The organism is Candidatus Arsenophonus triatominarum (assembly GCF_001640365.1).
Classification (GTDB): Bacteria; Pseudomonadota; Gammaproteobacteria; order Enterobacterales; family Enterobacteriaceae; genus Arsenophonus; species Arsenophonus triatominarum.
The window spans coordinates 272,641-296,769 of sequence record NZ_LWMI01000010.1; the positions used below are offsets into that span (position 1 = coordinate 272,641).

Annotated in this window: 23 protein-coding genes and 14 pseudogenes; 14 read left to right on the forward strand and 23 right to left on the reverse strand. The window is 37.4% G+C overall.

Translation table 11 applies throughout. The features are described from left to right. Positions 1-21 precede the first annotated feature (21 nt). Both AYJ55_RS09715 and AYJ55_RS09720 read right to left on the reverse strand, forming a co-directional pair. Complete coding sequence (locus AYJ55_RS09715; RefSeq protein WP_063655923.1) at positions 22-234, reverse strand: YcjX family protein; 213 nt, start codon at positions 232-234, stop codon at positions 22-24. Positions 235-396: 162 nt separating this feature from the next. Then, positions 397-885, reverse strand: a pseudogene (locus AYJ55_RS09720) (YcjX family protein); the annotation flags it as partial. Between the two features lie 87 nt (positions 886-972). On the opposite strand from AYJ55_RS09720, the gene AYJ55_RS09725 reads away from it, so the two are divergent. Further along, the gene (locus AYJ55_RS09725; RefSeq protein ID WP_063653812.1) at positions 973-1,872 is read left to right on the forward strand and encodes a transposase family protein; all 900 of its coding nucleotides are present in this window, start codon (positions 973-975) and stop codon (positions 1,870-1,872) included. A 263-nt stretch (positions 1,873-2,135) separates the two neighbouring features. On the opposite strand, the pseudogene AYJ55_RS09730 reads toward AYJ55_RS09725, so the two are convergent. From AYJ55_RS09730 to pspA, 4 genes and pseudogenes are all read right to left on the reverse strand, one after another. Next, positions 2,136-2,447, reverse strand: a pseudogene (locus AYJ55_RS09730) (YcjX family protein); the annotation flags it as partial. 308 nt (positions 2,448-2,755) lie between these two features. After that, complete coding sequence (pspC, locus tag AYJ55_RS09740) at positions 2,756-3,115, reverse strand: envelope stress response membrane protein PspC (protein ID WP_063655930.1); 360 nt, start codon at positions 3,113-3,115, stop codon at positions 2,756-2,758. Next, entirely contained in the window at positions 3,115-3,342 is a 228-nt protein-coding gene (gene pspB, locus AYJ55_RS09745) for an envelope stress response membrane protein PspB (protein ID WP_032114952.1), read from the reverse strand. The genes pspC and pspB overlap by 1 nt, the downstream gene beginning before the upstream one ends. A gap of 40 nt (positions 3,343-3,382) precedes the next feature. After that, positions 3,383-4,048 carry a phage shock protein PspA gene (gene pspA, locus AYJ55_RS09750; RefSeq protein WP_063655932.1) on the reverse strand — a complete coding sequence of 222 codons (666 nt, stop codon included), beginning with the start codon at positions 4,046-4,048 and terminating at the stop codon, positions 3,383-3,385. A gap of 203 nt (positions 4,049-4,251) precedes the next feature. On the opposite strand from pspA, the gene pspF reads away from it, so the two are divergent. Then, complete coding sequence (pspF, locus tag AYJ55_RS09755; RefSeq protein ID WP_063656288.1) at positions 4,252-5,256, forward strand: phage shock protein operon transcriptional activator; 1,005 nt, start codon at positions 4,252-4,254, stop codon at positions 5,254-5,256. A 115-nt stretch (positions 5,257-5,371) separates the two neighbouring features. On the opposite strand, the gene AYJ55_RS32970 is transcribed toward pspF, so the two are convergent. From AYJ55_RS32970 to AYJ55_RS09770, 5 genes and pseudogenes are all read right to left on the reverse strand, one after another. Continuing rightward, on the reverse strand, positions 5,372-5,629 hold the full coding sequence (locus AYJ55_RS32970) for a transposase (RefSeq protein ID WP_245677331.1): 258 nt from the start codon (positions 5,627-5,629) through the stop codon (positions 5,372-5,374). Next, on the reverse strand, positions 5,580-5,906 hold the full coding sequence (locus AYJ55_RS35835; protein WP_425393792.1) for a transposase: 327 nt from the start codon (positions 5,904-5,906) through the stop codon (positions 5,580-5,582). Before AYJ55_RS35835 ends, AYJ55_RS32970 begins: the two co-directional genes overlap by 50 nt. Continuing rightward, on the reverse strand, positions 5,830-6,195 hold the full coding sequence (locus AYJ55_RS09765; protein WP_063653415.1) for an IS630 transposase-related protein: 366 nt from the start codon (positions 6,193-6,195) through the stop codon (positions 5,830-5,832). The genes AYJ55_RS35835 and AYJ55_RS09765 overlap by 77 nt, the downstream gene beginning before the upstream one ends. A 35-nt stretch (positions 6,196-6,230) precedes the next feature. Further along, a pseudogene (locus AYJ55_RS28600) lies at positions 6,231-6,477 on the reverse strand (IS982 family transposase); the annotation flags it as partial. A 317-nt stretch (positions 6,478-6,794) separates the two neighbouring features. Then, positions 6,795-7,334: an Ail/Lom family outer membrane beta-barrel protein gene (locus tag AYJ55_RS09770; RefSeq protein WP_063655933.1), complete on the reverse strand. Its 540-nt coding sequence runs from the start codon at positions 7,332-7,334 to the stop codon at positions 6,795-6,797. A gap of 224 nt (positions 7,335-7,558) precedes the next feature. On the opposite strand from AYJ55_RS09770, the pseudogene AYJ55_RS09775 reads away from it, so the two are divergent. Together AYJ55_RS09775 and AYJ55_RS09780 are read left to right on the forward strand one after the other, a co-directional pair. Then, a pseudogene (locus AYJ55_RS09775) lies at positions 7,559-7,915 on the forward strand (IS701 family transposase); the annotation flags it as partial. A 197-nt stretch (positions 7,916-8,112) separates the two neighbouring features. After that, positions 8,113-8,561 (forward strand): annotated as a pseudogene (locus AYJ55_RS09780) (transposase); the annotation flags it as partial. Between the two features lie 11 nt (positions 8,562-8,572). On the opposite strand, the pseudogene AYJ55_RS09785 reads toward AYJ55_RS09780, so the two are convergent. The 3 pseudogenes from AYJ55_RS09785 to AYJ55_RS28605 form a co-directional block, all read right to left on the reverse strand. Then, positions 8,573-9,169: pseudogene (locus AYJ55_RS09785) on the reverse strand (IS982 family transposase); the annotation flags it as partial. Between the two features lie 8 nt (positions 9,170-9,177). Continuing rightward, positions 9,178-10,315 (reverse strand): annotated as a pseudogene (locus AYJ55_RS09790) (IS3 family transposase). Positions 10,316-10,388: 73 nt separating this feature from the next. Continuing rightward, a pseudogene (locus AYJ55_RS28605) lies at positions 10,389-10,649 on the reverse strand (IS982 family transposase); the annotation flags it as partial. A 275-nt stretch (positions 10,650-10,924) separates the two neighbouring features. Here AYJ55_RS28605 and AYJ55_RS09800 point away from each other — a divergent pair. Next, on the forward strand, positions 10,925-11,188 hold the full coding sequence (locus AYJ55_RS09800) for a hypothetical protein (protein ID WP_063655937.1): 264 nt from the start codon (positions 10,925-10,927) through the stop codon (positions 11,186-11,188). A gap of 227 nt (positions 11,189-11,415) precedes the next feature. Here the strand turns inward: AYJ55_RS09800 and AYJ55_RS34570 are convergent, their stop codons facing one another. The 3 genes and pseudogenes from AYJ55_RS34570 to AYJ55_RS35840 form a co-directional block, all read right to left on the reverse strand. After that, entirely contained in the window at positions 11,416-11,547 is a 132-nt protein-coding gene (locus tag AYJ55_RS34570; RefSeq protein WP_281181118.1) for a hypothetical protein, read from the reverse strand. A gap of 295 nt (positions 11,548-11,842) precedes the next feature. Next, positions 11,843-12,157 (reverse strand): annotated as a pseudogene (locus AYJ55_RS09805) (transposase); the annotation flags it as partial. A 15-nt stretch (positions 12,158-12,172) separates the two neighbouring features. Continuing rightward, a pseudogene (locus AYJ55_RS35840) lies at positions 12,173-13,116 on the reverse strand (IS701 family transposase); the annotation flags it as partial. A gap of 533 nt (positions 13,117-13,649) precedes the next feature. Between AYJ55_RS35840 and AYJ55_RS25650 the strand changes: the two are divergent. From AYJ55_RS25650 to AYJ55_RS09820, 3 genes and pseudogenes are all read left to right on the forward strand, one after another. Beyond that, positions 13,650-13,828 (forward strand): annotated as a pseudogene (locus tag AYJ55_RS25650) (helix-turn-helix domain-containing protein); the annotation flags it as partial. 42 nt (positions 13,829-13,870) lie between these two features. Continuing rightward, complete coding sequence (locus tag AYJ55_RS09815) at positions 13,871-14,692, forward strand: IS630 family transposase (protein ID WP_063654603.1); 822 nt, start codon at positions 13,871-13,873, stop codon at positions 14,690-14,692. A 23-nt stretch (positions 14,693-14,715) separates the two neighbouring features. Beyond that, positions 14,716-15,384, forward strand: a pseudogene (locus AYJ55_RS09820) (DDE-type integrase/transposase/recombinase); the annotation flags it as partial. Positions 15,385-15,405: 21 nt separating this feature from the next. Here the strand turns inward: AYJ55_RS09820 and AYJ55_RS09825 are convergent. After that, positions 15,406-15,939 carry an IS630 family transposase gene (locus tag AYJ55_RS09825; protein ID WP_162505291.1) on the reverse strand — a complete coding sequence of 178 codons (534 nt, stop codon included), beginning with the start codon at positions 15,937-15,939 and terminating at the stop codon, positions 15,406-15,408. Next, entirely contained in the window at positions 15,863-16,228 is a 366-nt protein-coding gene (locus AYJ55_RS09830; RefSeq protein ID WP_063653415.1) for an IS630 transposase-related protein, read from the reverse strand. Before AYJ55_RS09830 ends, AYJ55_RS09825 begins: the two co-directional genes overlap by 77 nt. Before the next feature lie 36 nt (positions 16,229-16,264). On the opposite strand from AYJ55_RS09830, the pseudogene AYJ55_RS09835 reads away from it, so the two are divergent. Both AYJ55_RS09835 and AYJ55_RS09840 read left to right on the forward strand, forming a co-directional pair. Next, a pseudogene (locus AYJ55_RS09835) lies at positions 16,265-16,453 on the forward strand (IS481 family transposase); the annotation flags it as partial. 235 nt (positions 16,454-16,688) lie between these two features. Beyond that, positions 16,689-17,072 carry a hypothetical protein gene (locus AYJ55_RS09840; RefSeq protein WP_162505443.1) on the forward strand — a complete coding sequence of 128 codons (384 nt, stop codon included), beginning with the start codon at positions 16,689-16,691 and terminating at the stop codon, positions 17,070-17,072. An 87-nt stretch (positions 17,073-17,159) separates the two neighbouring features. On the opposite strand, the gene fabI is transcribed toward AYJ55_RS09840, so the two are convergent. After that, the gene (gene fabI / locus AYJ55_RS09845) at positions 17,160-17,951 is read right to left on the reverse strand and encodes an enoyl-ACP reductase FabI (RefSeq protein WP_063655943.1); all 792 of its coding nucleotides are present in this window, start codon (positions 17,949-17,951) and stop codon (positions 17,160-17,162) included. A 244-nt stretch (positions 17,952-18,195) separates the two neighbouring features. Here fabI and AYJ55_RS09850 point away from each other — a divergent pair, with 244 nt between their 5' ends. Further along, the gene (locus tag AYJ55_RS09850) at positions 18,196-18,561 is read left to right on the forward strand and encodes an IS630 transposase-related protein (protein WP_063653415.1); all 366 of its coding nucleotides are present in this window, start codon (positions 18,196-18,198) and stop codon (positions 18,559-18,561) included. Next, on the forward strand, positions 18,530-19,018 hold the full coding sequence (locus AYJ55_RS09855) for an IS630 family transposase (RefSeq protein ID WP_063653499.1): 489 nt from the start codon (positions 18,530-18,532) through the stop codon (positions 19,016-19,018). The genes AYJ55_RS09850 and AYJ55_RS09855 overlap by 32 nt, the downstream gene beginning before the upstream one ends. A gap of 19 nt (positions 19,019-19,037) precedes the next feature. Here the strand turns inward: AYJ55_RS09855 and AYJ55_RS35845 are convergent. Continuing rightward, a pseudogene (locus AYJ55_RS35845) lies at positions 19,038-19,993 on the reverse strand (IS701 family transposase). Positions 19,994-20,021: 28 nt separating this feature from the next. Between AYJ55_RS35845 and AYJ55_RS09865 the strand changes: the two are divergent. After that, on the forward strand, positions 20,022-20,414 hold the full coding sequence (locus tag AYJ55_RS09865) for an IS91 family transposase (protein WP_063655945.1): 393 nt from the start codon (positions 20,022-20,024) through the stop codon (positions 20,412-20,414). 614 nt (positions 20,415-21,028) lie between these two features. Further along, positions 21,029-21,949: a TIGR01777 family oxidoreductase gene (locus AYJ55_RS09870; RefSeq protein WP_063655947.1), complete on the forward strand. Its 921-nt coding sequence runs from the start codon at positions 21,029-21,031 to the stop codon at positions 21,947-21,949. On the opposite strand, the gene AYJ55_RS09875 is transcribed toward AYJ55_RS09870, so the two are convergent. Continuing rightward, positions 21,942-22,514, reverse strand: a complete 573-nt coding sequence (locus tag AYJ55_RS09875; protein ID WP_063655950.1) for a UbiX family flavin prenyltransferase — start codon at positions 22,512-22,514, stop codon at positions 21,942-21,944. The genes AYJ55_RS09870 and AYJ55_RS09875 overlap by 8 nt on opposite strands. Before the next feature lie 95 nt (positions 22,515-22,609). Further along, a complete protein-coding gene (gene purF, locus AYJ55_RS09880) occupies positions 22,610-24,121 on the reverse strand; it encodes an amidophosphoribosyltransferase (RefSeq protein WP_063655951.1) in 1,512 nt (503 codons plus the stop codon). Positions 24,122-24,129 lie beyond the last annotated feature (8 nt).

A 24,129-nucleotide genomic window follows, 5' to 3' on the forward strand; every position in this document is an offset into this window, starting at 1 on the left:
AAAAATACCCTTATTTCACTATTAAGCAACACGCTTAATATGTGGTGAGAACATGCGCCGCAATAGTGTCCGTTTACCATAATGAAAGCTAAGCATAATTTGGGTTAATGCGGCCTGCATATCATTAAATGCTGCCGGACCGTTATTTAATGCAGCTAAACAGTCAACTAAAACAATTTGACGATCAAAATGTTGAAAGTATTCTTTAAGCCTGTTGCCAAATAGTGAACTCACGCTGCTTTAAACAAAAACGACTCACATACACCTCAAAAACACGAGAGTGGTTTATTTTTTAATCTAAAATGGATTATTTTCAATTTAAAACGTGATTATTTTATAGTCAACTTTTAATTTTTTGATAAATTCTAATTAATGCCCTTATTTAGCAACAGGCTTTTTATAAAAACGCTTAACAATTTTTTGACAATAATAGTGATAACGCTGTTGCAACATACCAATATTAGACTGTTTGTCCGCTTGCTTTAATTTCTGTTCATCTGTTGTATCAATATTGGGCCAAGGAAAAAACTACAATATCGGTGCCCCTGCAAGATCACCAGGTAATACAAATCGCCCTGGCTGAATAAAATATTGCCCCTGTTGTTTACAAAAAACCAAGTAATCGGTGTAAACCTGAGCAATATTAGCTAATAATTTCTCATCAGCCGCTGCAAAGGGGTCGCACTGTTGACAAAGTTGCAACCATTGCTGTGCACTCTCCTCATCACGGCCTTTTAATAGCTGTTGAATTTGCCGTGACCAACTAAAATAGTCCTGAGTCAACATAGGCAGATCCAGCAACCATTCGCCTGGATAGTCAATAATTTCAATATATAAATTAGAAGTCTCTTTGACGTGGCGTAGCAAACTCTGTTGCGATCGATAACAAAATAGTTGCTGAATAGAGACTTGCATTTTTTGTCACGCTATAGACAATAAAAAGAGGTTTAACTTAGAAAATAACGGTTTGAAATGATCAACAAAGAGCGGTTGTTACGAGATAATCGTTTATGTAAAGCAATCATTGGATTATCAGTCGAAGAATTGAAAAATTTAGCCGCTGAATTTTCAGCTTGTTATTTGATTTATCGGAAAAAGAATCGAAAAGATCACGAGCGGCAGATGGGTGCAGGGCAGAAAGGATTTATCCCAACCCCATTAGATAAACTGCTTTTTATTTTATTGTATTTAAAATGTTATCCGACCTATGATTTGCAAGGACTTCTTTTTGGTTTAGATAGAACACGGGTATGTCGCTGGGTAAAAATATTATTGCCGGTTTTAGAGATGACCTTGGGGCGAGAATGTGTTTTGCCCGCTCGTCAAATTCGCTCTGCTGAGGAATTTTTTCGCGCCTTTCCTGGAGTTAAAGACGTCTTTATTGATGGGACAGAGCGACCTGTCCAAAAGCCTAAGAATCTGCGTCGGCGAAAAAAAATGTATTCGGGAAAGAAAAGACAGACCACTCGAAAAGGGCTTATTATGACTGACGAAACGAGGAAAATTGGATTTATCCCCATGATCAAAAATGGGCGCCGTCACGATAAACGCTTACTCGATAAAGTCGATATAATTCGCCATATTCCCCCTGAGGTAACCATCTGGGCCGATACCGGTTTTCAAGGTATAGATAAACAGCATCCTAATACACAAATCCCAAAAAAAGGAACTCGAAAAAGACCTTTATCGCCTGAACAAAAACAAGAAAATAAAATAATCTCGGGCATCCGTATTACGGTTGAACACGCCATCGCGGGTATCAAGCGCCTCGGTTGTATGACCCAAATTTTACGGAATCGTAGACCCTTTATTGATGATACCTTTTTACTCCTTAGTGCCGGTCTTTGGAATTTCCATCTCAGAACAGCCTAAAATTTACTTCAATCACCGAAATACCCTTATTTCACTATTAAGCAACACGCTTAACGTAGTTGCAAACATATTTCATTAAGCATGTTGCTCAATAGTGAAATAAAGTTGCTTAAAATAAAAACAAGTTAGATACATCTAAAAAATACAAAAATAGTTTATTTTTTAATCTTACATAGGTTATTTTTAATGCAAAAATTGATTATTTTATCATCAGCTGCTGGTTTTTTTGTAAGTCATAATTAATTTTGCTATTGAGCAACAGGCTTATTGATCCCACGAGTAGGAGTCGGCCATTGAGGAGGAGAATTGTACAATGCTGCTATATTTTCGTCATAAGCAAAGCGAGGAATATTAAAATGTTTCTGCGGGATCCGTTTTGCACCTAATAGACGGCCATCTCTTGCGGCGGAAAACAGTGGCAAACGCGCTCCACTGTGCACATGTAGTAACTGATTAACCAGCGAGGTAATAAATGCCGTTTTACCACTATGACTAAGCCCGGTAACAGCTAAACGAACATGACGATCTACGCTTCGATTGACCAGTTCACTAAGCTCACTTCGCAATCTTTTCATATTTCTCCCATAACAACTTACGCACAAGTTTAGCAATGCCTGGACGTTGCAATAGCTGTATAATTATTAACATAAACCATCGCAAAGGTTTGCGGCTAGTGTATTTTAACATTAGTCCAATTATTCCTGTTGGTGCGTAATGAATAACCATAATTATTGCTATTCTTGCAATTTTTTCGCTTAAAAGCTTAATTTTCGGTCTGCTAATCAGCATATTCTTCTGTTAAAACATAGGATAATTTTAATTGAATAAGGAAAAATGATTTTACGGTAGAGCATCATTTACTCTACCGTAATTTGATAGTTAGTTACAATTTATTGATGCGACTATCAATACTGAAACTATCAGAAGTGATATAGCGTTCCATTTGGCGCAGTTTTTTTTCACCCGCTTTCAATTGCTGATCGATTTCATTCATTAACTTAGTCACTTTAACACTAATATCAGTTTCATCCTGATAACCTGCCGGTGCCGGTTCGATAAAAAACCACATTAACAGATAAATAACGATGGTAATGGCAAAAAATCCCAAGAATAATGCCACAACCGCCAGTGCCCGTACTAAATTAACCGGTAAATCAAAGTAATGCGCCAGCCCCGCACAAACGCCACCAATCATACGTTGATCGGTACGTCGATAAAGTTTTCGCGCGTCCATTTTTACCATTATATTTGCCTCCAATTTGGATGCTCTGCATCCAGAATATCTTCCAGCGCTTTAATACGTTGCTGCATGCGTTGTGCTCGCTCGGCTAACTGCGTCAATCGCTGGATCTCATTCTGCGTTAATTGACTATGGCTATTTCCTTTTTTACCATAGTGGCACCATAACCAAATAGGCAGAATAAAGATAACAAAGATCAATAAAACTAAACCAATAAATATAGAGCCCATCACATTTCCTTATTCATCATTAATTTTTGCTACCAATAGATTACTCTTCTTTGTTCAGTTTAGCTTTCAACGCAGCCAATTGCTCACTGATTTCATCATCAGCTTTTAATTCAGCAAACTGTTGGTCTAAGGATTTTTGTTTACCTAAATGATAACTTTGCGCTTCACTTTCCATATGATCGATCCGCTGCTCAAACTGTTCAAACCGCGCTAATGCTTCATCCAATTTACCACTATCTAATTGACGACGCACATCACGACTGGATTGCGCGGCTTGATGCCTTAATACCATAGTTTGCTGCTTTGCCCGTGTTTCAGTCAGTTTTTGCTCTAATTCAGCAATCTCGTCTTTCATACGTACTAATGTTTCATTTACCATAATTAACTCACTTTTCAGTGTATCAATAATGGTAGCCACTTTTTGCTTTTCAATTAATGCGTCGCGAGCTAAATCCTCTTTACCTTTAACTAGCGCCAATTCTGCTTTTTCTTGCCATTGTATAACTTGTTTTTCACCGCTAGCAATACGGCGCTCTAATCCTTTCTGCTCAGCTAAAGTGCGTGCCGAGATTGAACGAGACTCAACTAACATATCTTCCATTTCTTGGATCATTAAACGGATCATTTTTTGTGGATCTTCTGCCTTATCTAGTAAAGAAGCAATATTTGCATTAATGATATCTGCGAAACGTGTGAAAATGCCCATCGATAAATTCCTTAATTAATATTGAATGATTGATTTGTCATTAAATTTTTTTAACCTTAATCATTGATAAACAATATTCATGCCAATCTGACAAAAAACATAACCATATGAAATTATTAAATTTTTATTTTGTTATCTTTTATCCGAATTTTCGTTATAATTTGCAGATTAATTAAAATGACCAATAAATGGCTAAAATGACCATGCAACTCTCTACAGATAATATTCTTGGCACTGCTGATAATTTCTTAGAAATACTGGAGCAAACTTCTGCACTTGCCAAACTGAGTAAACCGGTTTTAGTCACAGGTGAGCGAGGAACAGGCAAGGAGCTGATTGCTAGCCGTCTTCATTACCTTTCACCACGTTGGCAAGAACCATTTATTTCCCTTAATTGCAGTGCACTGAATGAAAATTTATTAGATTCCGAATTATTTGGCCATGAAGCAGGCGCATTTACTGGTGCACAAAAAAGACATTTAGGCCGATTTGAACGGGCAGATCGAGGCACACTTTTCCTTGACGAACTGGCAACCGCCACCATGATTGTACAAGAAAAATTATTGCGGGTGATCGAATATGGCCAACTAGAGCGTGTCGGTAGTAGTCAAAGCCTTAAAGTCGATGTTAGGCTTATTTGCGCAACCAACGCTAATCTACCCCAATTAGCTTGCAAAGGCTTGTTTCGAGCAGATCTACTTGACCGTCTGGCCTTTGATGTCATCCACATTCCGCCCTTACGTGAGCGATTAGCTGATATTATATTACTAGCTGAACATTTCGCAATTAATATGTGCCGCGAGCTCAATCTCTCTTTTTTCCCTGGATTTACTGTTAAAGCACAAAAAAATCTGTTAGCTTATCCCTGGCCAGGTAATGTGCGTGAATTAAAGAATGTCATTGAACGTTCCGTCTATCGTTATGGCGATAGAGCTGAACCATTAGATTTGATTGTCTTCAATCCCTTTGCTAATGAGTCAATGATGTCGGTGGTAAAAAAAGAAAATGATGAGCTACCTCAACTTCCCATTGATTTGAAACAATGGCAGCATGCGGCAGAAAAAAATTTGCTCGAACAGGCATTACAAATAAGCCAGTTTAATCAGCGCTTGGCCGCTTCACAATTAAAATTAACTTATCATCAATTAAGGGGACTACTGAAAAAACATAACTTGTCAGAGAATCAAAATTCAAATAAGAATCAGTAATCGAGAAAGCGGCCACCCGATGCTTGCAAGAAAATTAAACCACTGGCAGCAATCTAAGCAATATCTTGTCGGCAATAAATTAAAGTCACTATATAGCTAGGCGACTTAATTTTGATTACAGCATATGTATTAAAAACAGGTCATCGATAGTGCATCCTGTTTCCATCTTTTTACGTTTAGCTTGAGACCATTTATGTTCTATAGGATTTAAATCTGGTGAATACACAGGCAAATATTCTATCTGGTGTCCTGCGTTTATAATTGCCTGTTCAATATTCTTACCTTTGTGAAAGCTAGCGTTGTCCATAAAAATAACAGAATTTTCAGGAAGTTCTGGGAGCAATATTTTTGTGATCCAAACATAGAAAAACATCACGATTAATATTGCAATCAAATAATCCGATAGCAAAAAGGGTTGTTCCCAATAAAGCGCCAATAACATTTGTTCTTCCCTTAGCACCCCAGTTTTTCAGGCCAAAACAACGGTGACCTTTTGGGGAATAGCCGTGAGTTCGTGGAGTGTCATGTGAAAAACCACTTTCATCAATAAAAACAACAGATTTATCTTTTTTTTCATACTGTTGTCTTTTTTGCTGATGTGCCAGCCTGTCGCTTTCGTTGGTTTTTGGATGGAATAGAGTTTTTTTTATAGGTTAATCCCAGCTTTTTAAGGGATTGCCAAATAGTCTTTTTACAAACACCGAATCGCTCTGCCCGTTCCTTTTGGTAAGCATCTGGATACTGTTCCACATCTTTTGCTAAAGCATTTTTATCGAGCTTCCTCTTACGTGGCGTTGAATTTTTTGGCTCTGGTCGTTTAAGCCAACGTACTAAAGACGCTTTTCCAATACGGAATTGTTTCGCAGTTTCTCGAATTGTTAAACCTTCGGCTTTCCTTACAGATATTACTTTACGTCGAAAATCAATTGTATAACTCATAACACACCTTGTAATCAAAATTAAGTCGCCTAGCTATATGATGGCAAGTTAGGAAATTCCTTCCTGAGATATAAACGGACATGATAGAGATAAAATACCTTGAATTGTCTGAATCGGAGTTGATGAAACAAAACAACCAGTGTCATCATTTCAGCCAATGAAAGCTGAGTAGACCGTCTACGATGCTTACTACCGTTATTCAGCAAAATTTCATGCATTTTTGGCTCGAAGTCTTTACAAAAATCATCCATCAGGCAATAAAAGTTCAGTAAGATTTTCCATCATTGTTTAACAATGTTCTACTCTTTAACCAGATTGTTAGAGTATTTTAACGAAATATGCGCATTCAACTATTTGAATAGCAAGACTTTCACTTTATCACGAGTTTCGCACCAATAAAAAACGCTCTATTTTTAAGTTTAATTCAGCATAATATATAAATAGACAAAATCTTATAAATTAAAAGCAACTTATTGTAATTTAAACAAATTTATACGTTTTAGTAACTTGCAAATTAACCATTGCTTTTAAGCCATTTCTGGAATTTTATATGCCTGTGCGAAACTCGTGTTTATTTCTTATCCCGAACTCAGGTTAACTTAGAATCGATAACCGACTCCAATCATCCATGTACCCGCTTTGAGTTCATCGAGCTTCGAATATTCATAAGATGCATCAATAGCAATATTTTTAACTGGGTTAAATTGTAAACCTACCCCATAAGCCAATCGAGTTGCAGAGTCATTAGCAGAGTCACCCTCTGCTCCCACTTCAACTTTGCCATGCGCGAGACCAATTAAACCATAGGCACTAATATATTCGTTAAAACGATAAACCGGCCCCGCATTTAATGAGTAGTAATCAACATCCACATCAGCAACTTTAATCTTATCATAATAGAAATTGTATCCTTGATGCGTATAGGCAAATGAACCAATGACTCCCCAATGATTATCAATTTCATAGCGATATTTAATATTAAATCCTTTTGGGTTGTTGTCACCAATTTTCTCACCTCCGACCTTCAAATGACTTTGAGCATAACCCAGTGAGAGAGTACTTTCGCCAACGGCATAGGAATTAGCAGACATAAACGCAAATACACTAGCGACTGTCGACGCAATTAATACTTTTTTCATTTTCTACTCCTTTAATTAATAACAATATGTTTAACATTTAATCTAAAACACTTTTTATCTGTTACGGAATATATCACAATGTAATGGTCTAATAAAACTGTAGAGATTTATAGCTTACAATTAAGCAAAATCTTATAGGTACAATATGACTAAAACACGAGTTTCGCAAGCTCCGAAAAAGAAGTATAAAGTTCAAAACAAGAAAAAATTAGGATGTTTATATTTTGTCAGTTTATCCATGCATTAAAGATATCTATAAAACATTCTTACAAGTAAGCAGTGTAAGATACTCTGGTTTGGCGTTATCAGAAGTAAGATCATCGCCTTTATCTCATGACACTGTTAGCCGATGGCTAAAAAGTAGATGTTTTCGACCTAAAGACCTATGGCGATTAGTTCAACCTTCTATAGACAAAAAAAGCCCTTGCGTACTAATTGCCGATGATACATTGATTGCCAAAACACGTAGTAAAAAAATAGAGATGGTCCATTATCAATATTCAGGTAATGAACATGATGTTATTGCTGGCATAGGTTTAGTTAATTTACGTTGGCATAATCTAACAACTGTTGAATCAATTTCTACACGAGTTTCGCACCAATAAAAAAACGCTCTATTTTTAAGTTTAATTCAGCATAATATATAAATAGACAAAATCTTATAAATTAAAAGCAACTTATTGTAATTTAAACAAATTTATACGTTTTAGTAACTTGCAAATTGACTATTGCTTTTAAGCCATTTCTGGAATTTTATATGCCTGTGCGAAACTCGTGTCCTATTGATTATCGTATTTATGATAAAGATTCTGATGGAAAAACAAAAAACACGCACTTTTCCGAAATGCTCGCTCTTGCTAAAAAAAGAGGAATCATACCAAAAGCAGTAGTGATGGATGCTTGGTATTCTAGCCTGGATAATCTGAAATCAATTCGCTCTCATGGTTGGGTCTGGGTAACCACGCTGAGGAAAAACAGGATTGTTAACCATAACAAACAACTGAACAAGTTAGACATCTCAGAAGAAGGAACTCCAATACACTTACGAGGCTACGGTTGGGTGACTGTTTTCAAATTTTGAGCCAAAAACGGCCGTATTGATTACAGAGTAACAAACAAAGACAATCCCACCCGTCAATACGTCAAATCTATCATGGATGCCCGTTGGTCTGTTGACGTTTATCATCAGAAGTTAAACAAAATTGTGGTATTGAACGCTGCCAGGCTCGCATGTTTTATTAGCGTACCCAAATTAGTTTTGTGCGAAACTCGTGACAATATGCAACCCGCCCTGCTAATAAATTCACTACAAAGTTAGCAGGAGAGCGGTGCCGCGTATGCGCTATCTGAAAAAGATTTTTTAACTCATCAAATACCGTTTCAATGACAGAACGATGATGCAAGATGACTTTGTCGAAACAAGTCTGTTCAACAGGCTTCATTTTCTTCTTGATATTCGTTATAAGGTTAATTCCCATTGTTTTCAGTTGCTGTTTCAGTGAAGCCGATAAATACCCTTTATCCGCATACAAACAACCAGAAAAATCTTTTATCAGTTTAGGTAATGGTTTCCGATCATCTGTGTTTCCTGGTGTAAGTCGAAAACTGAGTATTTCCCTCAAATGATTGATAATTACATGAAGTTTGAAACCAAAGAACCAACCTGTTGAGGTTTTTCCTCGTTCAGCTATCCCATCGAAGACTTTATGCCAGCGGATCCGTAAGTTATCACACACAGCTATCGGAGTAGAATCGGCAACCGACAGACCCGTGCACTTTCCCTTAATTGACTCAAACAGTGCCGTTAAAGCTAAGGCACTGCGCGGAAGTAACTCTGTAGTGGTCAACTAAAATTGGCCACCCTACCTGACTGTTCACGGAACAGTCGCTCTGATTCGTTTGGCGTTAATCCACCGTTATACCAGTGAGGTCTTATATCGCTATAGTAGTGGGTTATGTAGCGAATAATGGCTGACTGAGCAGTACTAAAGCTTTGGTAGCCAGTCGTTGGCACCCATTCGGTCTTCAGACTACGGAAGAATCGTTCCATCGGACTATTATCCCAACAATTCCCTCTGCGACTGATACTTTGGGTCATCTGATAACGCCACAATGCCTGCCTATACTGACGACTGGTATAACCTGTTTGGGATGCCCACGTAGTTCCCAAGCCATTTGTAGTGCTTTGGCGGTTAATTCTGAGTCTGGTGCAAATGACATTGCCCAGCCCACCGGTTTTCGGGCAAACAAATCCAATACCACAGCCAGATAGGCCCATCGTGAGCCTGTCCAAATATAGGTTACATCGCCGCACCAAACCTGGTCAGGCTTTGTAACAGCGAACTGCCTATTGAGCAGATTTGGAATATCAATACGTTCATTTCCAACGCGGTTGTATTTATGTTTTCGCTCTTGGCAACTGACGATGATTAATTCTTTCATCAACTTACCCGCTAACCACCGCCCAAGTTTCACGTTGTGTGTATTGGTAACCATCGTGGCGATAGTCCTTGCGCCAGCAGAGCCGCCACTAACGTTCCACGCTTCGCTGACTAGGCTACGTTTTATCGTCCGCTCAATATCTGGCTCCTTAGGCCGACACCAATAGCGATAACTGCTTCGGTGAACATTAAAAATACGACACAAAGTTTTCACCGGATAAAGCACTCTTAGCTTTTCAACTACCGAAAATTTTTCAGTGAGTCGGACATTAAGAGCGCAGTAGCCTTTTTTAAGATGTCATTCTCCATTTCCAGCCGGTGGATTTTTTTCTTCATTTCTCTGAACTCAATTTGTTCAGGTGTTAATGGCAGACCAGGCGATGTTTTCCCTTGACGTTCTAAACGAAGGGCTCTTACCCACCGGCTAATCGCTGAAAGACTGACGTTCATGCCTTTCGCGGCTTCCTGGTAGGTGTAATTTTGGTCAAGGACTAATTTGGCGGTTTCACATTTAAATTCAGCAGTAATTATTTTACTCATTTCGGCACCTATAAAAATTATGAGGTAAGCATATCACCTCAACTTAGGTGGCCAAATTTAGTATGCCACTACACTCTACGCAGCGTGAATATGATGGCAAGTTAGGAAATTCCTTCCTGAGATATAAACGGACATAATAGAGATAAAATACCTTGAATTGGCTGAATCGGAGTTGATGAAACAAAACAACCAGTCTCATCATTTCAGCCAATGAAAGCTGAGTAGACCGTCTACGACGCTTACTACTGTTATTCAGCAAAATTTCATGCATTTTTGGTTCGAAGTCTTTACAAAAATCATCCATCAGGCAATAAAGTTCAGTAAGATTTTCCATCATTGTTTAACAATGCTCTACTCTTTAACCAGATTGTTAGAGTATTTTAACGAAATATGCGCATTCAACTATTTGAATAGCAAGACTTTCACTTTATTTCTTATCCCGAACTCAGGTTATAAATAGCTATTTATCTACACATAATCTATTTACTGTTTATCAAAAGTCAGATATTTATTTTGTAAATAATAGAAAAGCTAAATTTGGTATTGGTGCTATTTAATTATATTAATGCTTACTAAGGCAAATTATATAAAATAAATAATGGAGTTAACATGCGTTTAGATAGTTTTTCCAACACTAGCAATACTGAAGCACCGCGGACACAAACCACTTCGATGTTATCAAGCATTCAAAACAGCTTTAATAATTTTAAAGATTTAACAATTGGCGTAAAAAATAGTTCCAGCGAATTTGACTGGAAATCAAATGATTCATTCAGCTATTCATCTCAACCACAAAAATTTCCCGTTGAATTGCGTAGAGTGAGTTCATTTATCATCAGAAGGAATGACGTTAACTGGCAAAAAATCGCCTGAGTCAGCACAATCAACTACAATGAAATCAGAAAGTGCTATTTTAAATGAAAAACCGCAGAAAACTGGCTTTAATATGCTGTACGATGGTTTACTCAAACACGAGTTTCGCACGAACCTAATTTGGGTATACTAATAAACCCCTGATCTGCTCAGCAATAGCATTTTTGGTTACATGCCAATTTTGTTGATAAAGGGTTATTTTTTCAGATATACGGCGTTTATGTTGTTCAAACCAAGCAGAAATAGCGAGAAAAATATGACTTCTTTGCGCTCAGCTCGTGCGAAGCTTGACAGCGTTCAATACCACTATTTTGTTTAACTTCTCGATGATAAACTTCAACAGGCCAACGGGCATCCATGATAGATTTGACGTATTCACGGGTGGGATTGTCTTTGTTTGTTACTAAGTAACCTGAGTTCGGGATAAGCGATAGTTGCGAGAAAATAAAAATAGCCGATTTATCAAAAAATATTTTAAAATCAAGCAGATAAAAAAAGCAGGAAAATTCTTAGTGATAGCAGGTTAAAAAAGAAGCTATTTTTCTCTACTAAAATCATGAAAAAAACCAAAATTAATACTGTTTTATGTAATTATTTTAAGTTAACTATTTGAATATGTGATAAAAAATTAGGTTCCTTATCCCGAACTCAGGTTAAGTAATCAATACGGCCGTTTTTGGCTGTAAATTTGAAAACAGTCACCCAACCGTAGCCTCGTAAGTGTATTGGAGTTCCTTCTTCTGAGATGTCTAACTTGTTCAATTGTATATTACGGTTAACAATCCGATTTTTTCTCAGCGTAGTTACCCAGACCCAACCATGAGATCGAATTGATTTCAGATTATCCAGGCTAGAATACCAAGCATCCATCGCTACCGCTTCAGGCTTGATCCCTCTTTTTTTAGCAAGTGCGAGCATTTCGGAAAAATGCGTATTTTTTGTTTTTCCATCGGAATTTTTATCATTCACGAGTTTCGCGCAAAACTAATTTGGGTACGCTAATAAAACACGGATGTGCTCAGTAATAGCATTTTTGATTACGTCCCAATTTTGTTGATAAAGGATTATTTTTTCAGATATACGACGTTTATGTTATTCAAACCACGCAGAAATAGCGAGAAAAATATGATTTCTTTGCGCTCGGCTCGTGCGAGCCTGACAGCGTTCAATACCACAATTTTGTTTAACTTCTCGATGATAAACTTCAACAGACCAACGGGCATCCATGATAGATTTGACGTATTGACGGGTGGGATTGTCTTTGTTTGTTACTCTGTAATCAATACGGCTGTTTTTGGTTGTAAATTTGAAAACAGTCACCCAACCGTAGCCTCGTAAGTGTATTAAGGTTCCTTCTTCTGAGAAGTCTAACTTGTTCAGTTGTTTGTTATGGTTAACAATCCTGTTTTTTCCTCAGCGTGGTTACCCAGACCCAACCATGAACCATGAGAGCGAATTGATTTTAGATTATCCAGGCTAGAATACCAGGCATCCATCGCTACCGCTTCTGGTATGATCCCTCTTTTTTTAGCAAGAGCGAGCATTTCGGAAAAGTGCGTGTTTTTTGTTTTTCCATCAGAATCTTTATCATAAATACGATAATCAATAGGAATTGAGTCAACAGTTGTTAGATTATGCCAACGTAAATTAACTAAACCTATGCCAGCAATAACATCATGTTCATTACCTGAATATTGATAATGGACCATCTCTATTTTTTTACTACGTGTTTTGGCAATCAATGTATCATCGGCAATTAGTACGCAAGGGCTTTTTTTGTCTATAGAAGGTTGAACTAACTGCCATAGGTCTTTAGGTCGAAAACATCTACTTTTTAGCCATCGGCTAACAGTGTCATGAGATAAAGGTGATGGGCTTACTTCTGATAACGCCAAACCAGAGTATCTTACACTGCTTACTTGTAAGAATAAGCCTGTTGCTCAATAGCAAAATTAATTATGACTTACAAAAAAACCAGCCGCTGATGATAAAATAATCAATTTTTGCATTAAAAACAACCTATGTAAGATTAAAAAATAAACTATTTTTGTATTTTTTAGATGTATCTAACTTGTTTTTATTTTAAGCAACTTTATTTCACTATTGAGCAACATGCTTAATGTTTTATAGATATCTTTAATGCATGGATAACCGGACAAAATATAAACACCCTAATTTTTTCTTGTTTTGAACTTTATACTTCTTTTTTGGAGATTGCGAAACTCGTGTCAAATTGAGTAATCCCAGTTTTTGGCAGAAAAAATGTCCTCAGCCAGCGATAATGATAATGTCGAGCAGAACAAAATAGAAGCAGGTCAAGTTGCTGAAGAGCGTATAGCAGTAGAACAAGCAATGCATGCTAATATATATTAGTCTTAACTTAATCTGACAATTCTGATTTAAAAAAGAGCGTTACCGGTTTTAATTAACATCATTAGATAATTAAATAAAAGGTAATTCTATGTATCAAACAAATAATCCTATCATCAAACATAAAGTCGGGTTACTTAACCTCGCTGAAGAGCTTAATAACGTCTCAAAAGCCTGTAAGATTAGGGGGTATCCCGAGATACGTTTTATCGCTACCAGGAACTTGTTAACGATGGTGGGATAGACGCTTTAATTAATCAAAATCGACGGGTGCTATAGCTAGGCGACTTAATTTTGATTACAAGGTGTGTTATGAGTTATACAATTGATTTTCGACGTAAAGTAATATCTGTAAGGAAAGCCGAAGGTTTAACAATTCGAGAAACTGCGAAACAATTCCGTATTGGAAAAGCGTCTTTAGTACGTTGGCTTAAACGACCAGAGCCAAAAAATTCAACGCCACGTAAGAGGAAGCTCGATAAAAATGCTTTAGCAAAAGATGTGGAACAGTATCCAGATGCTTACCAAAAGGAACGGGCAGAGCGATTCGGTGTTTGTAAAAAGACTATTTGGCAATCCCTTAAAAAGCTGGGATTAACCTATAAAAAAACTCTATTCCATCCAAAAACCAACGAAAGCGACAGGCTGGCACATCAGCAAAAAAGACAACAGTATGAAAAAAAAGATAAATCTGTTGTTTTTATTGATGAAAGTGGTTTTTCACATGACACTCCACGAACTCACGGCTATTCCCCAAAAGGTCACCGTTGTTTTGGCCTGAAAAACTGGGGTGCTAAGGGAAGAACAAATGTTATTGGCGCTTTATTGGGAACAACCCTTTTTGCTATCGGATTATTTGATTGCAATATTAATCGTGATGTTTTTTATGTTTGGATCACAAAAATATTGCTCCCAGAACTTCCTGAAAATTCTGTTATTTTTATGGACAACGCTAGCTTTCACAAAGGTAAGAATATTGAACAGGCAATTATAAACGCAGGACACCAGATAGAATATTTGCCTGTGTATTCACCAGATTTAAATCCTATAGAACATAAATGGTCTCAAGCTAAACGTAAAAAGATGGAAACAGGATGCACTATCGATGACCTGTTTTTAATACATATGCTGTAATCAAAATTAAGTCGCCTAGCTATAACGTAAAAAATAGAGTAGATGAACAGATTGAAAGCGCTGTAGTTGAGTATGCGATTGAATACCCTGCACACGGTCAACACCGCAGTAGTAATGAACTAAGAAAAAAAGGCATTTTTGTTTCGGGGAGTGGCGTTCGCTCTATTTGGCTGCGCCATAATCTCGAAAATTTTACAAAACGCCTAAAAGCGCTTGAAGATAAAATCGCAACAGAAGGAATTATCCTGTCAGAATCACAAATCAGTGCTCTAGAAAAGAAAGCGCAAGATGATGAAGCCTGTGGTGAGATTGAAACAGCGCATCCAGGTTATCTGGGTTCACAAGATACTTTTTATGTCGGTCATTTAAAAGGCGTTGGTCGTGTTTATCAACAAACTTACATTGATACTTACAGTAAAGTCGTTCATTGTAAGCTTTACACAACAAAAAGCGCGATAACGGCGGCAGATTTATTAAATGACAAGGTTCTCCCTTTTTATTCCCAGCATGGGTTACCGGTGTTACGTATACTGACGGACAGAGGCAGTGAGTATTGTGGTAAAGTTGAACATCACGATTATCAACTTTATCTCGCTATCAATGATATTGATCATACAAAAACTAAAGCTCGTTCACCTCAAACTAATGGGATTTGTGAACGCTTTCATAAAACTGTATTACAAGAGTTCTATAGCTAGGCGACTTAATTTTGATTACAGCATATGTATTAAAAACAGGTCATCGATAGTGCATCCTGTTTCCATCTTTTTACGTTTAGCTTGAGACCATTTATGTTCTATAGGATTTAAATCTGGTGAATACACAGGCAAATATTCTATCTGGTGTCCTGCGTTTATAATTGCCTGTTCAATATTCTTACCTTTGTGAAAGCTAGCGTTGTCCATAAAAATAACAGAATTTTCAGGAAGTTCTGGGAGCAATATTTTTGTGATCCAAACATAAAAAACATCACGGTTAATATTGCAATCAAATAATCCGATAGCAAAAAGGGTTGTTCCCAATAAAGCGCCAATAACATTTGTTCTTCCCTTAGCACCCCAGTTTTTCAGGCCAAAACAACGGTGACCTTTTGGGGAATAGCCGTGAGTTCGTGGAGTGTCATGTGAAAAACCACTTTCATCAATAAAAACAACAGATTTATCTTTTTTTTCATACTGTTGTCTTTTTTGCTGATGTGCCAGCCTGTCGCTTTCGTTGGTTTTTGGATGGAATAGAGTTTTTTTTATAGGTTAATCCCAGCTTTTTAAGGGATTGCCAAATAGTCTTTTTACAAACACCGAATCGCTCTGCCCGTTCCTTTTGGTAAGCATCTGGATACTGTTCCACATCTTTTGCTAAAGCATTTTTATCGAGCTTCCTCTTACGTGGCGTTGAATTTTTTGGCTCTGGTCGTTTAAGCCAACGTACTAAAGACGCTTTTCCAATACGGAATTGTTTCGCAGTTTCTCGAATTGTTAAACCTTCGGCTTTCCTTACAGATATTACTTTACGTCGAAAATCAATTGTATAACTCATAACACACCTTGTAATCAAAATTAAGTCGCCTAGCTATATCAGGTGGCTTTTCGTAAGAAAATCTATAGGGCTTTAAATGAATTACAAGCTGATTTAGATAAATGGTTAGCGGAATATAATAACCAACGCACTCATCAAGGAAAAATGTGTTGCGGTCGAACTCCTATGGCAACTTTACACGATGGAAAACAACTTTGGGGAGAGAAAGATTTAAATCAAATTTAACCTGACAGGTACTGTATAAATAACCGGTAACTGTCAGATTAAGTATGAGCTAATATAGCTAATGTCACAGGAATTTGCGACAAGTTAAATCAATTTATTATGGACAAAAACGTTGAGGGTATTTTTAGAAGAGAGGCGAATAAAGCAATATACAATAAGGATAATAATAGCAAATTGATTAAGGTATTTAGCAACGAAGCACTTCAATCTGAACCCATTTCTTTATCATGGATGGATGGTAAAAACCTTTTTAGGTGAATTTTTCCCCAAAGTCGACATGAATGAATTTGATAATATTTTGTCAATCGATAACAGTAGTTCAGAAGCATTGCAACAATCAGACAAGGTCCTTGCGCAAGAAGACTTTGATAATTTAATCAATGAAAAAATTAATGCTAGCGGCTCAGAACAAACACAAAATAATCTGAAATCTTGTTTTGGTTCAATGGCAGAGACGTTGCGTTTGGTTGAGCATGATCAGGGTATTCAAGGCTTAACAAAATCGAGTATTGTGACATCAATGTTACCTAGGATCATCGATATAACGCCTGAAAATTTTATCAGTTATAACGATCAAAAAGAGATGATCACCGATTTGATGGCAAATTATCTTATTTAAGTATCATTAATTTGTCTCGCTAATAACGCAGCCCGCCGTTAAATTGTATCGTTATCAATCAATAGATTTGGCGGGCTGATTATTGTACTATGCATTTAACTCTAGTTCGTTCATAGCAGCAATACTGAAGCCACCGTCAACGTGTAAAATTTCACCTGTCACACCCGCTGATAAATTAGAACAAAGGAAAGCAGCACAATTGCCAACATCTTCCGTTGTTACAGTACGGCGAATGGGGGTTACTGATTCACAATGTGATAGCATTTTACGAAAATCTTTTATGCCCGATGCTGCTAATGTGCGGATTGGACCGGCTGAAATGCCATTAACGCGAATAGCTTCAGGCCCCATTGCGTTAGCCATATAACGAACATTTGCTTCAAGGGAAGCTTTTGCTAATCCCATAATATTATAGTTAGGGATCGCACGCTCAGCGCCCAAATAACTTAGGGTAACCAGGGCAGAATGAGGATTTAACATACTTCGACAAGTTTTTGCCAACGCAACAAAGCTATAGGAACTAATATCGTGGGCAATCCGAAAGCCCTCGCGTGTCACTACATCGACATAATCACCATCAAGTTGATTGGCTGGTGCATAGGCAATTGAATGGACAAAACCATCAAATTTGGGCCATACTTTCGCCAGCTCGGCAAATAAGGTAGTGATACTTTCATCGGAAGCGACATCACATGGCAAAACAATACTAGAGCCAAAGCTGTTTGCCATCTCTTCTACGCGAGATTTCAGTTTATCACCTTGATAACTGAAGGCCAGTCCAGCCCCTTGTTGGTGCATTGCTTGTGCAATACCGTGAGCAATAGATAGTTTACTAGCTAAACCAGTGATCAGAATGCGCTTGCCGCTCATAAAGCCCATAAGCCGTATCCTTGTAAATTTTTAAATAATAACACTAATGTACACAGCATAAATTATCTATTGTAGATGGTATTTATGCATTATTTTTTTGATAAACGGCAGAGAGTTTATCATGACAGAAGAAAATATGTTGTATTATATCGCTGATCCGAGCAGTTTTTGCTGCCTTTATATTACACGAGTTTCGCACAAAACTAATTTGGGTATATAGCTAGGCGACTTAATTTTGATTACAAGGTGTGTTATGAGTTATACAATTGATTTTCGACGTAAAGTAATATCTGTAAGGAAAGCCGAAGGTTTAACAATTCGAGAAACTGCGAAACAATTCCGTATTGGAAAAGCGTCTTTAGTACGTTGGCTTAAACGACCAGAGCCAAAAAATTCAACGCCACGTAAGAGGAAGCTCGATAAAAATGCTTTAGCAAAAGATGTGGAACAGTATCCAGATGCTTACCAAAAGGAACGGGCAGAGCGATTCGGTGTTTGTAAAAAGACTATTTGGCAATCCCTTAAAAAGCTGGGATTAACCTATAAAAAAAACTCTATTCCATCCAAAAACCAACGAAAGCGACAGGCTGGCACATCAGCAAAAAAGACAACAGTATGAAAAAAAAGATAAATCTGTTGTTTTTATTGATGAAAGTGGTTTTTCACATGACACTCCACGAACTCACGGCTATTCCCCAAAAGGTCACCGTTGTTTTGGCCTGAAAAACTGGGGTGCTAAGGGAAGAACAAATGTTATTGGCGCTTTATTGGGAACAACCCTTTTTGCTATCGGATTATTTGATTGCAATATTAATCGTGATGTTTTTTATGTTTGGATCACAAAAATATTGCTCCCAGAACTTCCTGAAAATTCTGTTATTTTTATGGACAACGCTAGCTTTCACAAAGGTAAGAATATTGAACAGGCAATTATAAACGCAGGACACCAGATAGAATATTTGCCTGTGTATTCACCAGATTTAAATCCTATAGAACATAAATGGTCTCAAGCTAAACGTAAAAAGATGGAAACAGGATGCACTATCGATGACCTGTTTTTAATACATATGCTGTAATCAAAATTAAGTCGCCTAGCTATACTAATAAACCCCTGATCTGCTCAGTAATAGCATTTTTGATTACGTCCCAATTTTGTTGATAAAGGGTTATTTTTTCAGATATACGACGTTTATGTTGTTCAAACCACGCAGAAATAGCGAGAAAAATATGATTTCTTTGCGCTCGGCTCGTGCGAGCCTGACAGCGTTCAATACCACAATTTTGTTTAACTTCTCGATGATAAACGTCAACAGATCAACGGGCATCCATGATAGATTTGACGTATTGACGGGTGGGATTGTCTTTGTTTGTTACTCTGTAATCAATACGGCCGTTTTTGGCTGTAAATTTGAAAACTGTCACCCAACCGTAGCCTCGTAAGTGTATTGGTGTTCCTTCTTCTGAGATGTCTAACTTGTTCAGTTATTTGTTATGGTTGACAATCCTGTTTTTCCTCAGCGTGGTTACCCAGACCCAACCATGAGAGCGAATTGATTTCAGATTATCCAGGCTAGAATACCAGGCATCCATCGCTACCGCTTCTGGTATGATCCCTCTTTTTTTAGCAAGAGCGAGCATTTCGGAAAAGTGCGTGTTTTTTGTTTTTCCATCAGAATCTTTATCATAAATACGATGATCAATAGGAATTGATTCAACAGTTGTTAGATTATGCCAAAGTAAATTAACTAAACCTATGCCAGCATTCATTACCTGAATATTGATAATGGACCATCTCTATTTTTTTACTACATGTTTTGGCAATCAATGTATCATCGGCAATTAGTACGCAAGGGCTTTTTTTGTCTATAGAAGGTTGAACTAATCGCCATAGGTCTTTAGGTCGAAAACATCTACTTTTTAGCCATCGGCTAACAGTGTCATGAGATAAAGGCGATGGGCTTACTTCTGATAACGCCAAACCAGAGTATCTTAACACTGCTTACTTGTAAGAATGTTTTATAGATATTTTTAATGCATGGATAACCGGACAAAATATGAACACTCTAATTTTTTCTTGTTTTGAACTTTATACTTTTTTTTGGAGATTGCGAAACTCGTGGCCATTACAAAAATCTGGATTTATCGCAGAAAGAATTAATTTTACGGCTTATCAAACAGATCCCCGAGAAACATTTTCGGATGATCCGTTATTTTTGTTTTTTGGCAAATCGGGTGGTTGGAAAATTACTCGATATTGTTAGAAAAGCCGTCGGACAATCGGCATTCAAAAAAAAAGTGTCTGTTCCTTTTGCATTGCTAAGCCAGCGGTTTTTAGGTGTAGATCTGTTTAGTTGCATTCTTTGTGGTGGCAGGATGCGATTTTCTCGTTTTATCGAAGGATTGAGGTTAGCTCAATTTGTTGATCATGCTTTAGATATTGCCCGAATGCGGTATGTCCCCGTTTTGGGGTAAGGGGAGCTATATTTAAAATATGCTCAATTGCACAAAATCACCTCATATTGCTCATCAAAACATCATGTCACTCTGTTTACAAACAGCAATCACGCCTAAAAATGGAAAAATTATTTATTTTCACAGCGTTATTCTATTCAAAAATAAGTTAATTTTTTGTTAAAAATTTTTAAAATTCTTAGGCGTTAAAATATTGCTATTATCTTACCTTTAATGTTAATATATTAGCAATGTGTAAAATAACAACTTATTGTTAAAATTAATTTATTGATGAATATAAATCTCTTTTCATAAAAAATTAAAATAAATAAGCTTAGCTAATATGATTTTTAGAATTGATTTAATAGTCTTACAAGAAATATGAATACATGATTATTATGTAACCCACTATTTCATTTTTTTAGTTTTAATTAATCAATAAACTAACTAAAGAGTAACATTTAAAGTGCTAAATAATATCAATTAGCCAAATTTAATGAAATTTTTTAAACAACAAATCGGCGACAATTTTACTAGCCAGTTTATTGATTGTACTCACAGTCTAATGATCTGCTGTTTCTTTAAATATCAATGCTATAGTTACTTATATCGTTATTGAAAACCACGGAGTGAGAATGCGGATTTTTATTACTGGCAGTACCGGCTTAATTGGCTCAAGACTTGTTCAACAACTGGTTATACATTCCCACACTATCACCGTATTGAGTCGATCATGCCAAAAAGTTTACACCCTATTTGGTCGACATGTTGATTGTCTGACAAGCTTAAATGAGATTAATAATCTTGATGGTTTCGATGCCATTATCAATCTTGCCGGTGGACCTATTGCAAATAAACCATGGACTAAGGAACAAAAAATAATTCTGTGTGAAAGCCGCTGGAAAATGACAGAACGCTTAAGCCAACTGATCAAAGACAGTAAAAAACCACCAAAAACGTTTATTTCTGGTTCAGCGGTTGGCTATTATGGTGATCAGGGACAAAGCGTTGTCACTGAATCCGATATGCCACATGCCGAATTCACTCACCAGCTATGCCAAAAATGGGAATCATTGGCATTACAAGCAGAAAGTGATAAAACACGCGTTTGTTTGCTACGAACCGGAGTGGTACTGGCAAAAGAAGGCGGTGTACTGAAGAAATTGTTACCGATATTTAAAGCCGGATTAGGCGGACCAATCGGCAAAGGCAAACAATATATTCCCTGGATCCATATTGATGACGTCGTCAATGCGATTAATTACCTGCTTGAGTCACCTTCATTATCTGGTGCGTTTAATATTACTTCACCCTACCCCGTGCATAATAATCAGTTCAGTGCAATACTGGCCGAAGTACTTAATCGTCCGGCACTGATTAGAACGCCAGAATTTGTTATTAAATCGATTATGGGCGAATCTGCAGCATTAATGTTAGGTGGGCAACAAGCGATTCCAAAGCGTCTTGAAGAAGCTGGATTTAAATTTCACTATATTGAATTAAAAGAAGCACTCGAGTCATTACTGTTAACTACGTCGCAAGAGACCATTACTTAATACCTTTCCAACGAGTAAATAAGGTTTGTGGTAAGGTGATACCATATTGATCTAATATTCGATTGACAGTTTGATCGACAATATCCTGTACGGTTTCTGGCTGATGATAAAAGGCTGGCATCGGTGGAAAAATTATCGCTCCAATCTCTATGACATTCATCATTAATCTCAAATGACCTAGATGTAAAGGTGTTTCCCTAACACCCAAGATTAATTTACGCTTCTCTTTTAAAACCACATCAGCCGCCCGCGTAATTAATGTATCGTTATAACTATTGGCAATACCAGATAACGTTTTTATTGAACACGGAATAATAATCATACCGGAGGTAATAAATGAACCAGAAGAAATCGCCGCAGCAATGTCTCTATCTTCATAGACAACATCTGCCATTGCTTGAACATCGCGTAGGCGATAAGAGGTCTCCAGCGCTATAGTTTGCTTAGCTGCTGAACTGACAATTAAATGTGTTTCAACCTCAGCAACAGAACATAAAAACTCAAGTAAACGAATACCGTAAATTGCACCACTAGCGCCTGTCAATCCGATAATTATTCTTTGCATCATTTTTGCTCAATAATAACGATAAAATAGATTTCAGTATTGTCAGCTTAACTATATCCGTTAAAGTCTAACTTAATTCAAACGATAACAACAAGTTAGCCTTCGTTGTAAATTTCCAAATTTTCAATCTCATCATGTTCTTTTAACTGATCGTCCTTACGCAGATTTTCCAGATAATCCAGATAAGCTTGATCAATATCCTTGGTAACATAAACCCCATTAAAAACCGAACACTCGAAAGTGGTGATATCGGGATTTTCCTCCCTAACTGCGGCAATCAGATCAGTAAGATCCTGAAAAATTAAATCATCCGCACCAATAAGTTGACGAATTTCATCCACTTCACGCCCATGGGCAATCAATTCATTAGCGGACGGCATATCAATACCATAAACATTTGGAAAACGAACTTCTGGTGATGCCGAAGCAAAATAGACCTTTTTTGCCCCAGCTTCGCGTGCTAACTCAACAATTTGTTCAGAGGTTGTTCCGCGCACAATAGAGTCATCAACTAATAAAACATTTTTACCACGGAATTCGGCTCGATTGACATTTAGTTTACGACGTACCGACTGGCGTCTCGCCTGCTGCCCCGGCATGATAAAAGTGCGACCCACATAACGATTTTTAACAAAACCTTGACGATAGGGTTTACCCAAAATATAAGCTATTTCCAGTGCGCTATCACAAGATGTTTCAGGGATCGGAATCACAACATCAATATCTAAATCCTGCCATTGACGGGCAATTTTTGCGCCCAATTTTTGCCCCATCCGCAAACGAGCTTTATTAACCGATATCTTATCGATAAAAGAATCTGGTCTGGCTAAATAGACGAACTCAAACAAACAAGGGGTTAATTGTGGATTTTCTGCACATTGCCGGCTGTAAAGTTCTCCCTGTTCAGTAATATAAATCGCTTCACCGGGCGCGACATCACGCAAGAACTCAAAACCAAGGGTATCTAAAGCGACACTTTCCGAAGCAACCATGTACTCATTTTGACCGTCTTCCAATGTGCGCTTACCAAGCACCAGAGGGCGGATGCCAAATGGGTCACGAAACGCCACTAAACCATGGCCAATAATCATTGCAACACAAGCATAAGCGCCACGAACTTTGTTATGCATCGCAGCTATAGCGGTAAAAATATCTTCTGCAGTCAGCGGAAAATGATCAAATTGATCCAATTCATGGGCAAGGACATTGAGCAAGATTTCTGAATCTGAAGAAGTATTTACATGACGACGGGCCGTTTCAAATAACGTTTTTCTTAATTCATGTGCATTTGTCAAATTACCATTATGGGTCAATGTAATGCCAAAAGGAGAATTAACATAAAAAGGTTGCGCTTCGGAAACGCTGGAGCTACCCGCGGTTGGGTAACGCACATGGCCAATTCCCATTTTACCCCGCAAACGCAGCATATGGCGGGCAGCAAATACATCTTTTACTAAGCCATTTGATTTACGTAGGCGAAATTGTTTATTTTCATCAATTGTTGCAATACCTGCAGCATCTTGCCCACGATGTTGAAGCACTGTTAGCGCATCATAAATTGATTGGTTAACTGGTGTAAAACCAGCAATACCGACAATACCGCACATCTACTTTT